13 protein-coding genes are annotated in these 14,509 nt (G+C 45.8%); 7 read left to right on the forward strand and 6 right to left on the reverse strand.

What is annotated here, in order from left to right; genetic code table 11:
- Nucleotides 1-221: 221 nt before the first annotated feature.
- On the forward strand, nucleotides 222-3,257 hold the full coding sequence (locus ACJ751_RS17965; RefSeq protein ID WP_407746903.1) for a DUF4982 domain-containing protein: 3,036 nt from the start codon (nucleotides 222-224) through the stop codon (nucleotides 3,255-3,257).
- Here the strand turns inward: ACJ751_RS17965 and ACJ751_RS17970 are convergent.
- The 4 genes from ACJ751_RS17970 to ACJ751_RS17985 form a co-directional block, all read right to left on the reverse strand.
- Nucleotides 3,244-3,651: a hypothetical protein gene (locus ACJ751_RS17970; protein WP_407746904.1), complete on the reverse strand. Its 408-nt coding sequence runs from the start codon at nucleotides 3,649-3,651 to the stop codon at nucleotides 3,244-3,246. The genes ACJ751_RS17965 and ACJ751_RS17970 overlap by 14 nt on opposite strands.
- Nucleotides 3,652-3,741: 90 nt before the next feature.
- Nucleotides 3,742-4,155 (reverse strand): hypothetical protein, encoded by a 414-nt coding sequence (locus tag ACJ751_RS17975; protein ID WP_407746905.1) that lies wholly within the window; start codon nucleotides 4,153-4,155, stop codon nucleotides 3,742-3,744.
- Between the two features lie 68 nt (nucleotides 4,156-4,223).
- The gene (locus ACJ751_RS17980) at nucleotides 4,224-5,612 is read right to left on the reverse strand and encodes a Gfo/Idh/MocA family protein (RefSeq protein ID WP_407746906.1); all 1,389 of its coding nucleotides are present in this window, start codon (nucleotides 5,610-5,612) and stop codon (nucleotides 4,224-4,226) included.
- A 208-nt stretch (nucleotides 5,613-5,820) separates the two neighbouring features.
- Nucleotides 5,821-6,513: a sulfite oxidase-like oxidoreductase gene (locus ACJ751_RS17985; RefSeq protein WP_407746907.1), complete on the reverse strand. Its 693-nt coding sequence runs from the start codon at nucleotides 6,511-6,513 to the stop codon at nucleotides 5,821-5,823.
- 305 nt (nucleotides 6,514-6,818) lie between these two features.
- On the opposite strand from ACJ751_RS17985, the gene ACJ751_RS17990 reads away from it, so the two are divergent.
- Together ACJ751_RS17990 and ACJ751_RS17995 are read left to right on the forward strand one after the other, a co-directional pair.
- Nucleotides 6,819-7,475: a hypothetical protein gene (locus ACJ751_RS17990; protein WP_407746908.1), complete on the forward strand. Its 657-nt coding sequence runs from the start codon at nucleotides 6,819-6,821 to the stop codon at nucleotides 7,473-7,475.
- 53 nt (nucleotides 7,476-7,528) lie between these two features.
- The gene (locus ACJ751_RS17995) at nucleotides 7,529-8,830 is read left to right on the forward strand and encodes a radical SAM protein (protein WP_407746909.1); all 1,302 of its coding nucleotides are present in this window, start codon (nucleotides 7,529-7,531) and stop codon (nucleotides 8,828-8,830) included.
- Between the two features lie 104 nt (nucleotides 8,831-8,934).
- Here the strand turns inward: ACJ751_RS17995 and ACJ751_RS18000 are convergent, their stop codons facing one another.
- Nucleotides 8,935-9,351: a hypothetical protein gene (locus ACJ751_RS18000; protein WP_407746910.1), complete on the reverse strand. Its 417-nt coding sequence runs from the start codon at nucleotides 9,349-9,351 to the stop codon at nucleotides 8,935-8,937.
- Nucleotides 9,352-9,697: 346 nt separating this feature from the next.
- On the opposite strand from ACJ751_RS18000, the gene ACJ751_RS18005 reads away from it, so the two are divergent.
- The 4 genes from ACJ751_RS18005 to ACJ751_RS18020 all read left to right on the forward strand — a co-directional run bounded on the left by ACJ751_RS18005 (nucleotide 9,698) and on the right by ACJ751_RS18020 (nucleotide 13,663).
- A complete protein-coding gene (locus tag ACJ751_RS18005) occupies nucleotides 9,698-10,225 on the forward strand; it encodes a DinB family protein (protein ID WP_407746911.1) in 528 nt (175 codons plus the stop codon).
- A gap of 159 nt (nucleotides 10,226-10,384) precedes the next feature.
- A complete protein-coding gene (locus ACJ751_RS18010; RefSeq protein ID WP_407746912.1) occupies nucleotides 10,385-11,149 on the forward strand; it encodes a TSUP family transporter in 765 nt (254 codons plus the stop codon).
- A gap of 219 nt (nucleotides 11,150-11,368) precedes the next feature.
- Nucleotides 11,369-12,259, forward strand: coding sequence for a hypothetical protein (locus tag ACJ751_RS18015; protein ID WP_407746913.1), 891 nt, complete (start codon nucleotides 11,369-11,371; stop codon nucleotides 12,257-12,259).
- 114 nt (nucleotides 12,260-12,373) lie between these two features.
- On the forward strand, nucleotides 12,374-13,663 hold the full coding sequence (locus tag ACJ751_RS18020) for a bifunctional folylpolyglutamate synthase/dihydrofolate synthase (protein ID WP_407746914.1): 1,290 nt from the start codon (nucleotides 12,374-12,376) through the stop codon (nucleotides 13,661-13,663).
- A 127-nt stretch (nucleotides 13,664-13,790) separates the two neighbouring features.
- Here ACJ751_RS18020 and ACJ751_RS18025 read toward each other — a convergent pair whose 3' ends face one another.
- Nucleotides 13,791-14,348: an NUDIX hydrolase gene (locus tag ACJ751_RS18025; RefSeq protein WP_407746915.1), complete on the reverse strand. Its 558-nt coding sequence runs from the start codon at nucleotides 14,346-14,348 to the stop codon at nucleotides 13,791-13,793.
- Nucleotides 14,349-14,509: the final 161 nt, after the last annotated feature.

Raw genomic sequence — 14,509 nt, forward strand, 5'->3', positions numbered from 1 at the left:
ATACAAGTTGATAAAGTTGATGGAGTTGATAGTGGGGAAATGAGTTAACAAGTTAACAAGTTGACAGGTTGACAAGTTGACAAGTTAACGCGGAAACCTGAACTGTCGCGAGCCATCTTTGCCCTTTGCCTTCTGCCCTCTACCCTCTACCATTCAGGACTCAACAGGATAGTTGCCCGGGGTGGGGCTTCTATATTTGAGTTCGTACTATTATGCGCTATATGATGAAAAAATGCTTCCCTGCTTTCTTACTGATGTTTTCCTGCCTGTACACCCATGCTCAACGAACTACTTATAATTTCAATAGTAGCTGGAAAGTGTTGGTGGGCGATACCGCCGCCGCCAAAGAACCTGCTTATAATTATAATGATGCCGGCTGGAAACCCGTGACCCTGCCCTGGGCCTGGAACGAAGACGATGCTTTTAAAAAAGATATAAAAGACCTGACTACCGGCATTGCCTGGTATCGCAAGCATTTTAAATTACCCGCTGCCGCAAAAGGACAAAAAATATTCCTGGAGTTTGAAGGCATCAGGCAGGCGGGTGAATTTTATTTAAATGGCAAGTCTATCGGCTTGCATGAGAATGGCGTCACTGCTTTTGGTTTCGATATTTCTGAAGGGGTAAATACGGGCGATGCAGAAAATGTGCTGGCCGTTCGTATTGATAACAGCTGGGAGTATCATGAACGCGCCACCAATACCAAATTCCAGTGGGAAGATAAAAACTTCAATGCCAACTATGGCGGTATTAACAAGAACGTATACCTGCACATTACCGGTAAAGTATATCAAACCCTGCCTTTGTTCACTACCCTGGGCACAACCGGTGTGTATATATATGCCGATCAATTTAATATAAAAGGCGGTTCCGCCACCATTCATGCCGAATCACAAATAAAAAATGAAACCGATCAACCACAGACTATAGCCTATGAAGTAGCTATCACCGACGCCAAGGGAACACAGGTGAAAACTTTTTCCGGTTCTTCTACTACGCTGGTGCCCGGGGCCACCACCCTCGTTAACGCAGCGTCGGAAGTAAACAACCTGCATTTCTGGAGCTGGGGGTATGGGTATTTATATACGGTTCAAACCACATTAAAGGTGAATGGCAAACCGGTTGATGTAGTGAGCACCAGAACAGGTTTTCGTAAAACGGAATATAAGGATGGCATGATCTACCTGAACGACCGCGTGATTATGGTGCATGGCTATGCCCAGCGAACGAGCAATGAATGGCCGGCCATTGGGTTAAGTGTTCCAGCCTGGTTAAGTGATTACAGTAACGGTTTAATGGTGGAAGGCAATGGCAACCTGGTTCGCTGGATGCACATTACGCCCTGGAAACAGGATATTGAAAGCTGCGACCGGGTTGGCTTGCTGCAATCCATGCAGGCCGGCGATGCCGAACATGATATTACCGGCACCCGATGGGAACAACGCAAGGCCGTGATGCGCGACGCCATTATTTATAATAAAAATAATCCCAGTATCATTTTTTATGAATCGGGGAATGAGTCTATCAGCGAAGCGCATATGGCTGAAATGAAAGCGCTCCGCGATCAGTACGATCCGCATGGCGGCCGGGCCATTGGGTCTCGCGAAATGCTTGACAGTAAAGTGGCTGAATATGGGGGCGAAATGCTGTATACCAACAAGAGCGCGCACATTCCTATGTGGGCCATGGAATATTCACGTGATGAAGGATCGCGCAAATACTGGGACGACTATACCCCACCCTTTCACAAAGATGGCGACGGCCCTCAATACAACGGACAAAACGCGGCCGTGTATAACCGCAATATGGAATCGCACGCGGTGGAGAATGTAAAACGGTGGTTTGAATTCTGGAATGAACGCCCGGGCACTGGCAAACGTGTGAGTGCAGGGGGCGTAAACATTGTGTTTTCAGAAACCAACACCCATCACCGCGGGGCGGAAAATTACCGGCGCAGCGGCGAGGTAGATGCCTTGCGGATCAAAAAGCAAAACTATTATGCCAACCAGGTGATGTGGGATGGCTGGGTGAGCCCCGAAAAATATAGGCTGCATATTATTGGTCACTGGAATTATGCGCCCGGTGTACAAAAAGATATTTATGTGGTATCATCTGCGGCTACAGTAGAACTAAAAGTGAATGGAAAATCGCTGGGGTATGGACAAAAAAGTGATGGCTTCCTGTTCACGTTTAAAAACGTAGAATGGCAGCCCGGCACTATTTCAGCAACCGGGTACGATGATAAAGGCAAACCAGTGTGCGATGGAACCATCACCACCAAAGGAAATCCCGTGGCGCTTCGGTTGACCAATATTGAAAGACCGGTTCCATTCATCGCAAATGGTCAGGACCTGTCGCTGGTTGAAGTGGAGGTGATTGACGCCAAAGGTGAACGGTGCCCCAGCGCGTTGAATACAATTAATTTTACCCTGGAAGGACCAGCCGAATGGCGCGGCGGTATGGCTATTGGACCGGATAATTACATCCTGGCCAAAAGCCTGCCTGTTGAAAATGGCGTGAACCGGGTGCTGATCCGTTCTACCACCATGCCTGGAAAAATAATAGTGAAAGCCACCGCTGATGGGTTGCAACCTGCTACCCTCGCGCTGACTGCTACCCCCTTTGCTGAAAAAGATGGATTGGCTACTCAGCTTCCGGCTGCCGGCTTGCCCTGCAGACTGGATAGAGGCCCAACGCCTTCAACGCCGTCTTATACTATTACCCGCACCCCTCTTGCCATTGTAAAAGCTACTGCGGGCGCACATGCCGACAGCGCTTTTGCCAGCTATGATGATAATGAGCTGAGCGATTGGGTAAATGATGGCAAACTGGAAACTGCCTGGATTGAATACGAACTGGAACGGCCGGCCACTGTAAGTGAAGTAACCCTGAAGCTGAATAATTTTCGCAGCCGCGCGTATCCATTAATCATTACCGTTGACGGCAAGGAAGTATTTGCAGGTTCAACCAAACCTACATTGGGTTATTATACCATTGTCTGCAAGCCTGAAAAAGGGAGAAAAGTAAGGATCCAACTGGCCAGGGTGTCAAAAGATGAAGGCGGTAATACCATGGTGGAAGTGAATGGCAAAAAGCTGGATGATGGCGTTTCCCGCGATGATTCAAAAGCCAAAGGAACGCTGAGCATTATTGAAGCGGAGATCTATTCCACTGCCCCTCCCGACAAGTCGGGATTAACACTAAAGGAGGAGTTGAAGGTAGCAGGCAATAGCGAATGGATAACTAACGCATTTTGATCTTATAGGCGAATTTGTCCTTTACCCTAAAAAAACGGATCCTGCCGCCATAGGCGTTTAGTTCACTTCTATCTGTTAGTTGATAGGTAGTTTCATCTGCAATATGGTCCTCAAAATAAAAGGTCATGTTATTGGAGTCTTTTATTTTAAAATCGGTCCAGGTGTATTTGAAGTCCTTAAAAGCATCGTAATACTTTTTCCCTTTGTGGATCAGATCTTCTTTGGAGTAAGGCCAGCGGCCCTCTTCCACCCTGAAATCAATTATTTGTTCACAAATAAAGATGGATGGTTTTTCCCGTCTTTTCTGGCTTCTGTTTTTGTGAGTATAAATAAAATAATCGCAGGAGACAAGCATGGTTACCGAAGCGAGCGCTACAAGGTAAAGGTGTTTCATGTGGGGGAATGTGTGAATGTGGCCACCAGTTAACTACCGGTGACCATTGTATGTTACATTTTTTATATGCATCGCTTTATTGAAAACCTTCTAATTACATTCACCATTTTCCGACGGGTAAAGTCCCCAGATCGTTACCAGATACTCATTGCAAGTGGTATTAAACTGTAAAGAACCAGCAGGCGCATTGTGGTAATTAACCACATTACACTCGTCTCCATTTTGAGCTGTCTTTGACCATATCGCAAAATGATCCCGGCCGTTTAATAAAACTGCAACTGTGATTAAAGCGCCTGAGCCATAATAGGTAATAGGGAATGAAGGATTGGTATATACTGTTGTTTGACCCACGCCGTTTGTAACCCGAACTTCAGTTATCTGCCGGTTAAGAGGGATAACGTTAATAATGTTGACGGTAGGACCACAATTCTTGTTTGAAATTGGTATCCCCGAAAAGAAAAGTACAAATACCCCCAGGATAACGGGCAGGATAAGTTTGTTCATGATAAAGTTTTTGGTTAATGATCTTTAAGATAAAACAAATCCTGCATTTCAAATCGAATATTTGGGCACTACATTTTTATATCCATCACCTTGTTGGTCTTGCGGCTTTCTTCGGCCATAAAACACATAATGTGACTTTCTATTGATTCATCGATGGTAGATGTAAGTAGTTTAGGGTTCTGTTGCGCCACTGCCTGAACAAAATCTGCCGCCAGGTTCCAGTCGCCACCACCATGACCGCTGTTCTTATAGTCTGCCACATCTTCGGCTTTGGGCACCAGTTTGGTTTGTTTACCGGTTTTGAAATCGGTGATCACCAGTTCTTCCATATCTCCTACCATGTCGCCCATAGCGCCCATTACCCGCGTGCGGCGGCCGGCATAGGACGTAAAGGCTTCCATGGAAAAGCTGGCGGTGATGTTATCGCCAAACCGGATGTTGGTGATGTAATGATCGGGCTGATCGTTATCCATTTTATATACACAGCGGCCATAATTGGTGGTCTTTAAATACTCCATAATGGCCTCGGGCTGTTTGCTTTTGTCTTCGGGCAAATCGAATACGTATGTACGCTGTTGTTTATCGTGGTAAATTTGGATAGCCGAATAAGGACATTCACGTTCAATAGCGCACCCATCGGTACAACGGGCGGTACTGCCCTGCGGGGCATTTTCTTTTCTGAACCATTTCAGATCGCCCATGGCGGAAATTTGTTTCGCCGGTTTATTGAGCATCCATTTTATGATGTCCAGATCGTGGCAGCTTTTTGCCAGGATGATGGGCGTGGTTTCTTTTGAATTGTGCCAGTTGCCACGAACATAAGAATGCGACATGTGAATGTGCTCGATGGGCTCCAGGTGTTGAACGCTGATGACCTCGCCAATAACGCCCTGCTGCAGCAGTTCTTTCATTTTTACAAAGTAAGGCGCATAGCGTAACACGTGGCAAACGGCCACAATGCGGCCTGTTTTTTTAGCCATCGCCAGAATATTCCGGCATTCTTTTTCCGTAGGCGCAATGGGTTTCTCCAATAAAATGTCGTAACCCATTTCCAACGCTTTCATACAGGCGGCATAATGCAGGTTATCGGGCATGGAAATAATGATAGCGTCTGCAAATTTGGGCCGTTCAAAAACCCGCTCCCAGGTATTGAAGCGGTTCTTGTCGTCGATATTATGCTTTTTTGCATAGCGTTCGTTGCGGATGGGAATGGGTTCCGCCACACCCACGATATCTAACAGGTTGGGGTATTTTTCTGCAAAACCACCGTACACATTTCCGCGGCTGCCTGCCCCCAGGGTAATGGCCGTAACCGGTTTGTCCAGTGGTTTGTGCAATGGGTTGCGTGGAATTTCGTATTCAATGGCATCGTTCATCAGGCGCGCCATGGTATTTGATCCCAATACCGTAGCGCCAACGCTCAAACCGAGCTGTTTTAAAACATTTCTTCTATTCATGTGGTTATATATATGAGTTAGTACAATCGTGAAATCCTGATATCGTGACAAACCAGGCAGAAGGCAGAGGGCAGAAGGCAGAGATGGCTCGGGAGGATGGACTATTTCTTACTATTTTCATTTATCCCTCTTTTCGTTTCTCTTCCTTTATCAACCCTGTTAACCCTATCAACTTGTTAACTCGTCAACTGGTTAACTGGTCAACTCATCAACTATACCTGTCGTTCCGCCAGGGATATGCGGTATTGGAATAACCGCGTTCTTCCCAAAAGCCTAATACATTCTTTGGGAGAAATTCAATCCTCTTTATCCATTTGGAACCCTTCCAGGCATACAACTGCGGCGTTATCATGCGCACGGGGCCGCCGTGTTCGATGGGTAATGGTTGTCCTTCGTAAGTATGAACCAGCAGTACGTCAGGTTTTAAGGCTTCTTCCAGCGATACATTGGTGGTATAATCGTCGTACCCGTAACAAAGAATATGGGTAGCTGTTTCTTTGGGTTGAACCAACGCCGCAAGATCCAGCAAACGAACGCCCTTCCAGTTCATATTTAATTTACTCCAGGTGGTAACGCAATGAAAATCGGAGGTGTCGTTGGTCTGGGGCAGGGCCATAAAATCGTCCCAGTTCAACGTTACCGGATGCTCTACTTCCCCATCAACCACCAGTTGCCACTCAGCCAGGGGAATGTCTGGTTGAACGCCCAGATCAAGCACGGGCCACTTGCGGGTTTCAGTTTGTCCTACGGGAATTTCAGGCATACCATGCCTGTTCTGTTTACCGGTACCCATGGGCCGGGTATCGGCCACGGAAGGCGTTTGTTTTATTTTTTCCTCGAACCGGTTCTTCAATTTCATGCGGGCCTCTACGATCCGGTTGAGTTTGTCTGATTGTTCCATGCTTATGAAATTACCAATTATGTATATCTATAACAAAAAACAAACATTGTTCCAAAGGCAACAGGCAGACGGCAGAAGGCAGACGGCAGAGTTAAAACGCAGTAGGCAGCGAAAAGAAGGCAAAAGGTTCAGCGTTTCAGGTTCAATATTATTGAGTTCATAAATTATTAAATTCGGGGTTGCCGCGTCGTGGCTGTCTGCCGTTTGCCGTCTGCCGTCTGCCCTGAACTGTGAGTAACCGTTATTTTTTTAAGAATTCATATGGAATTAATTAGAGCCTGCATCTAAGTAAAAAATAACTGCGTATGAACTCCCTTGCCTTACCCGTTGTTCATCCAGCATTTCAAAAACTGAAAGGCGCTGGTCGTTTATTGCATCTTACCGCCGGTGGGTTAATTTTGGTACATGCCCTGTCGCACTTAAATCAGCCGCATAGCAGTCCCCTTTTCCTGGGGTGTTTGGTGTTTATGGCGGTTGACATTTTCATCCTGGTCATGGCCGGAAAAAATATAGCTGCCGATCTGCCGCTGGTGAACCTGTTCTTCCGCCTCATAGAGATCATCTTTTTCCTGGGTATTGGTATTAACTCCTGCATTCATAGCGAATGGGTGGTGGGAATTGGCCATGCGTTGATCTGTGTTGCCTATGGCTACCTGTTCTGGTGCGAAAAACGAATGCTCACCAGCGAATATGTGGCCATTCATCATACCGGGATCACCATTCCCGCCCTTCCCGAAAGCCGGTTTGTCTTTTGGTCGAACATCGACCACATTGAGGCTCAATACGATTCCATCACTATTGCGGCTTCCAATGACAAATCTTACCATTTTAACCTCCGAAAAAATCTTCAATTCGAAGAACTCGATCAAATTCACGAATTTTGCAGACATTATTTGAAACAAGGCTTAACGCTGAACGTTCGCCCGGACGATCCATTGAACGGGCTTACAACTGAACGCTGATCCTGTATTTGCGTTTGCATTGTGCGTTAAGCGTTTAGCGAAAAAAGGATATGATGTCTGAATTGAAGAGTTCTCCGTATTTATTGTATTCCGACGGAAAAGGAAACATTTTTGAGGATACCACCTTGTATACTACCGGCCGGGCCGGCTGGGACGCCTATGAGGTGCCTGTAGAAGACTGGATCTTGTTGCCCGATGGGGGCTCCCTGTACGAATTACCCGGTCGCCGGAGCATTGGTATCGACGTAAAAACCGGCGAAATGCGTCTGTGTGATAAAGGCTGGGCCGTGGCGGCATTTATTCCACCCGCCCATACCGGTTTGTTTCTGGCCGCTTACGAAACAGCGCCCGATGCGCCTACCCTGCCCCTGTTTTGCTATACAGCAGTAGGCTGGTATAATGACCAGTTTTTTGTGCCGGCGGTGCGTATTGAGCAGGATATCAGGCAGGAATGCGCTGGTTTCGACAACGAAACCATTCAATCAGGGGTTGAAAAGTTCCTGAAAGCCTACCCCCATAACCGGCTGGTAAAACACCTGGCCGATAATTGTTGCTTAACGTATCATTGTCCTGCCGCCCGTAACTATTTTATGGGCCGCTGGGAATGTCCTATACCGTCTTCGCCTGCCTGTAATGCCAATTGCATTGGTTGTATCTCGTTTCAACCCCAGGAAGAAGAGATTGTATCTACCCAGGACCGGCTCACTTTTAAACCCACTGCTGAAGAAATTGTGGAATTCACCGTTCCGCACCTGGAATCGGCGCCCTACCCCATTGTGAGTTTTGGCCAGGGTTGTGAAGGCGAACCCCTGCTGATGTGGGAAACCATTCGCGAGAGCATTATTGAAATGCGTAAGCATACCAGCAAGGGCAGCATCAACATCAATACAAACGGTAGCAAACCAGCTGCTGTAAAAGCCTTGTGCGAAGCAGGACTGAATTCCATCCGGGTGAGCCTGAACTCAGCGCGCAAGCAGATTTACGAAGCGTATTACCGTCCCAATAATTACCAGTTTGAAGATATTGTTGAAAGTTTGAAAGTGATGCGCAGCTACAATGGCTGGGCCAGCATCAACTATTTTGTTTTCCCGGGCATGACGGACTGTGAAGAAGAATATGAAGCCTTGCGCAAACTGATCATCGAAACCGACCTGAGCATGATCCAGTGGCGTAATTTCAACATCGATCCCGATTGGTACATGGGCAAAATAGGCGCTTATGAAACCGGTGACCTGCTGGGGGTAAAACAGTTGCAGGAATTGATCCATGAGGAATTTCCGCATGTGAAATTCGGTTACTTCAACCCGTCAATGGAACGGATCCAGGGAAATTACGAGGAAGATTTCGCGCATTAAGCGCAACGATATACGATAATAAATAAGAAGGCCTCCCGATGCACCGGGAGGCCTTCATTATAAAACACTCTATGATGATTGACTGAACTGCGAACCTAACGTTATTATTTAACCTTGTTGATCACTGTTTCTTCTAAAAAGGTGTGCTTTCTGTTGATCGTGTAAGCTTCGTATGAGCCGGTCTTTTTAGATTTGATAATCACACTAAGGTTTTCTTCTGCATCGCTGATATCTGAAGATTTCAACAGGAACTTTTTGGTTAAACCAACAGCGCCTTTGAATGTTGCGTTATACAGCACATTACCAGCCTCGTCACGGAAAGATACGGTATACTCATCATCAACGCTGATGAGGTTTAATTCGAATACTGGTTGATTTTCTATGTTTCCGATGAACTTAAATGTAGTAGTAGCGGGTTTTTCTTTTTCTCCACCATTAGCCAGTACGGTTGTAGTAAATGCTACAGTTAAAGCAAGCGCTACGATGGCTAATTTGCTAAAATTCCTCAATTCCGTTTTCATAATTGTATATTTTAAGGTTTGTTTCGTTTTGATGATGCAAACATACAGCGGGTTTTTTCCCTCCTGAAACCAACTCAAGGCCGTTTTTAGGATGGTTAAGCTCCTTGTGAAAAGTTAAAACCCGCCACGGATAAGGGTTTTGCGGAAAAGGCACCATGATGCCCAAGGCCCAAAATAAGTTTAAATGTTTTTGTACGCTTAATTGCGTCTGTTTAAAAACGACCGACTGTTAGTTATCAGGGCTGGTTCATAAGTTCTTTAGTTATTAAGTTTTTCGTAAGTCAGGAACTTATTACTCAATAACTAACGAACTTTGTTAGTTTACCTTTGGAATTAAATCTAACGTATGCAATTCGAAATACAACAAGCGATCCCTGTGCTGGAAAGAACGCCACAAGTGTTGGAGACCCTGTTATACGGACTGCCCGATGAATGGATCAATAGTAATGAAGGCGGTGATACCTGGACACCCGTTGATATTATGGCGCATTTAATATTTGGGGAAAAAACCGATTGGATACCACGTACCCTGATTATTATGGGCGAAGGAAGCAAAGAGTTTGTGCCTTTTGATATGGAAGGACATCATGCCATAAAGAAAGGTAAAACAATGAGCCAGCTGCTCGATGAGTTTAAAGTATTGCGAAAAGAAAACCTGGCCCTGTTAAAAACAATGGAGATCACGGAAGAAACGCTTGACCGTACAGGCATACATCCCCTACTCGGCACGGTAACCTTACGTCATTTACTGGCAGCCTGGGTAGTGCACGATCTTACGCATATCCATCAGCTAAGCCGGGTTATGGCTAAACAATACTACGAAGCTGTTGGTCCATGGACTCAATTTATGGGAGTGCTTGGGGGGAAACGATAGTTTTTAGTTCAAAGTTTGAAGTTGAAAGTTTTTAGGTTCTTAAGTGTAAGTTTTTTAGTTTTTTAGTTTCGGTTAAAAGGTCTGAGCGAAGTTGAAGCATCGAGGCTGTATTTCCCTTTGCCTTTTGCCCTCTGCCCTTTGCCGTTTCACGATTTAAACATGACAATAGAATTAGTACTCCTTTGTGTATTCGCCTTTCTCGCCGGCTTCACCGATGCTATCGCCGGTGGCGGTGGATTGATACAAACACCCGCCGCATTAGTGTTATTGCCACAATATCCTTTGGCCACGGTGTTGGGAACCTTAAAGATCCCATCGTTTAGCGGCACCAGTATTGCTACCGTCCAATATGTACGCCGGGTGCCGGTGAACTGGTTATTGATCGGTTTAATGGCTATTATGGCGTTTTGCGCCGCTTTTGCCGGATCGACCTTATTGACCCATGTAAACAACAGCTTCATGAAGCCGCTGTTGCTGTTCATGTTGATCATTGTTGCCATTTACACCTTTACCAATAAAAAGTTTGGCGATCATCTTGAAAAGGACCATACCTTTAAACAACAGGTGATCTATTCCCTGCTCATCAGTTTGATTATCGGGTTTTATGATGGTTTTATCGGGCCCGGTGCAGGCAGTTTTTTGATCCTGGCATTTATCGGTCTGCTGGGTTTTGATTTTTTAAAAGCAAGTGCACACGCCAAGTTTGTAAACCTGGCCACTAACCTGGGTTCAATTACCTTTTTTATACTGAGCGGCAAGATCATTTTTGCCATTGCCTTACCAATGGCCGCCTGTAATGCCCTGGGTGGATGGGTTGGCGCCCGACTGGCTATTTTAAAAGGCAATGCGTTTATCAGGATCTTCTTTTTGATCGTTGTATGCGCTACCATTATTCGGTTTGCCTACGACGTATGGGTTAAATAAGTTGACCAGTTAACAAGTTGACGAGTTAACAAGTTATAATAGTTAGGTGCACCACTTCTCAAAGTCTGGCACATTTTTATTGAATTAAAAAGGACTGTTAAAATTTTAAAGTGCACTGGTTATATTGATTAAACGCTTTTGAATTTTTAACTTTTTCAACCTGTTAACTTGTTAACCTGTCAACTTTTCAACTTAACTTAGTATCACCAATTTATGAACATGACACCCACACACATACAGGAATCTGAATCAAAGAAAAATATTCAGGCTGGCAGCTACACCGCATTGGTGGTAGGCCTTATGCTGTGTATTTTCTTTTTTGTAAAATGGGGCATGCCGCCATTACCTGAACCTCCTGTTGAAGAAGGGCTTGAAGTGAACCTGGGAAACAGTGATATAGGTATGGGTAACGATCAGCCCTTTGAGCCCGGTTCACCGGCGCCTGCCAGTCAGCAGGAAGCCTATGTGCCACCCAGGGCTGAGCCAGCCAAAGAAGACGTAAAAGATATTGAGACCGACGATAAGGACGCAGAAGCGCCGGAAATAAAAAAGCCGGTGGTTACGAAACCGGAAGCTACCAAAGTGCCTGAAAAGGAAGTGGTGAAAAGCAAACCGGTGAAACATCCACAGCCGGTTGAAACGCCGACGCCCCCGGTTCCCCACCCCAAAGCGGTGTTTAAAGGGGTAAACGGCAGTGGTACCGGTGGTAATGAGGCTGCCTCTTATAAAAAAGGCGGCAGTGAAGGCATTGCCGGTGGCCGGGGCGATCAGGGGCAACCCGGTGGCAACCCCGATTCAAAGAATTACAAAGGAGGTGGCCGTGGTTCCGGGATCGCTATTAAAAGCGGTTTATCGGGCCGTACTTTTACCCGGATGCCTTCTTACTCAGATGAGTTTAATGAAGATGCAACCATTGCAGTGGACATCAGGGTGAACCAGAGCGGGGATGTGATCAGTGCCAGCTATCAGCCAAGAGGGTCTACTTCTGCTGAAAGTTTTTATAAAGAAAAGGCCGTCGACCTGGTTCGCCGGTCGAAACTGAACGCCAATCCCAATGGCCCCGATGAGCAAACCGGCACCGTACTGGTTAAGTTTAAAGTTCGGGGATAATAATCCTGAGCGGAGTCGAAGTACTTACTAATCCTTTATATACGAAGTCCGAAAGAAATGTACTATTAATTTCTTTCGGACTTTTCTTTTAGCTTTGTCGGCCTAATTATACCGATGAACTACGAGCAAGCGACGAACTATTTGTTTACCCGGCTGCCAATGTTCAGCCGCATAGGCGCAGCCGCCTATAAAAAGGACCTTACCAATACCCTTCGGCTTTGTGAATATCTGGGTAACCCGCAAACAAAATTCAAATCCATTCATATTGCCGGCACCAATGGCAAGGGGTCTACCAGTCATATGCTGGCGGCAGTGCTGCAAACAGCCGGTTACAAAACCGGTTTGTATACTTCCCCGCACCTGCGCGATTTCAGGGAACGGTTCCGCGTAAATGGCGAAATGATCGACAAGGATTTTGTGGTTGATTTTGTAAAGCGTATTCAACCTGTGATCGATGAAATAGAACCCTCCTTCTTTGAGATCACTGTGGCCATGGCTTTCGAATATTTTGTTCGGGAGGGTGTAGAGATCGCCGTGATCGAAACCGGACTCGGCGGGCGGCTCGATTCCACCAATATAGTTATCCCCGAGATCTCTGTTATTACCAATATTGGCTGGGACCATATGAACCTGCTGGGCGATACGCTGCACGCTATTGCCTATGAAAAAGCAGGGATTATTAAATCAGGGATACCGGTAATAATTGGTGAAAGGAGTGAAGAATCGAAAGCCGTTTTTGAACAGGTGGCCAGCGAAAAGAATGCCCCCCTGTTTTTTGCAGATACCCAGCGCTATGTGGCCGAATGGAAATATGAACATCATCAACTGATGCTGCAGGTTGCCACCTCCGGCACCGATGTACGTAATACGTATCAGCTCGATCTGCCGGGGTATTATCAAACCAAGAACTGCATTACCGTGCTGGAAGTAATTTATCATTTACAAAAGGCAGGGTATAAAATAACGGAAGAACATATTCAACAGGCATTGCGCCAGGTAAAAAAGCTGACCGGTTTACATGGCCGGTGGGAAGTGATCCATGCCAATCCCGTAGTGGTGCTCGATGTGGGACATAATGAAGATGGTATTAAACAGATCACCGCACAAATTGAACTCAGCGATTACCAGCACTTACATATTGTGATCGGATTGGTGAAGGATAAGGAAATTGAAAAAGTGTTGACTTTATTACCCAGGGAGGCGACCTATTATTTTACCCGTGCACAAATACCGCGTGCATTACCCGAAAACGAACTGGCTGCCAGGGCACATGCTGTTGGTCTGAACGGCCATGCGTATGGTGATGTAAATACTGCTTTAAAGGAAGCTATGCACCGGGCGGAAAAGAAAGATATGATATTGGTATGTGGGAGTGTGTTTGTAGTTGGAGAAGTCGAAATATGAGGGAAAAAGTTGACCAGTTAACTAGTTGACGAGTTAACCAGGAATACAAATAAAAAGGGCCAAAGTTGTTTTGAACAGCTTTGGCCCTTGTCTTATATCAAAATTTCATACTTCCTACTTCTATACTTTAAAATTTCAACTCACCTAACTTAGCCAAAGCATACATGATAGCAGTCACATGCATACTTTGAATGATCTGGTTATCCCGGAGGAGTTGTTTTAATTCATCCATCGATACCAGGTGGATCTCGATGTCTTCATTGTCATCAAACTCCTGCTCTTTTACTTTTTTACCACCGGTTGCCAGGTACATGTGCATCCAGTTGTTGTTGGTAGAAGGGTTGGCGCTGGTTTTACCCAGGTATTCGTAATGGGTGAATGAATAACCGGTTTCTTCCAGCAGTTCGCGGGCAATGGCTTCTTCATAATTTTTGTCAGTATCATCTACACAGCCACCTGGAATTTCAAGGTGGGTCTCTCCCAGCCCTTGCCGGTATTGTCTTTCCAGGATGATCTTTCCATCTTCAGTAAGTGCTACGGCCGTTACCCAGGTAGGAAATTCATACACATAATACGGCGTAATCAGTTTTCCATCGGGTCTTTCACAGGTATCCTTGCGCACTGTGAACCACAAATCCTTAAATAAATACTCAGATTTTATTGTCTTCCATTTGAGATCTCTCATGCTTCTGATTTTTAGTCGGCAGTCGGCAATCGTGAATCGTGAAACGGCAGAAGGCAGAGGGCAGAAGGCAGAAAGCAGAAAGCCTCGGCGCGGCCCCCGAATCTCCTAACTCTAATAACTAACAAACTTAATAACTTACAAACCTAAAGAACTCACCATCC

It is taken from the genome of Niastella sp. (assembly GCF_045805085.1).
Taxonomy (GTDB): domain Bacteria; phylum Bacteroidota; class Bacteroidia; order Chitinophagales; family Chitinophagaceae; genus Niastella.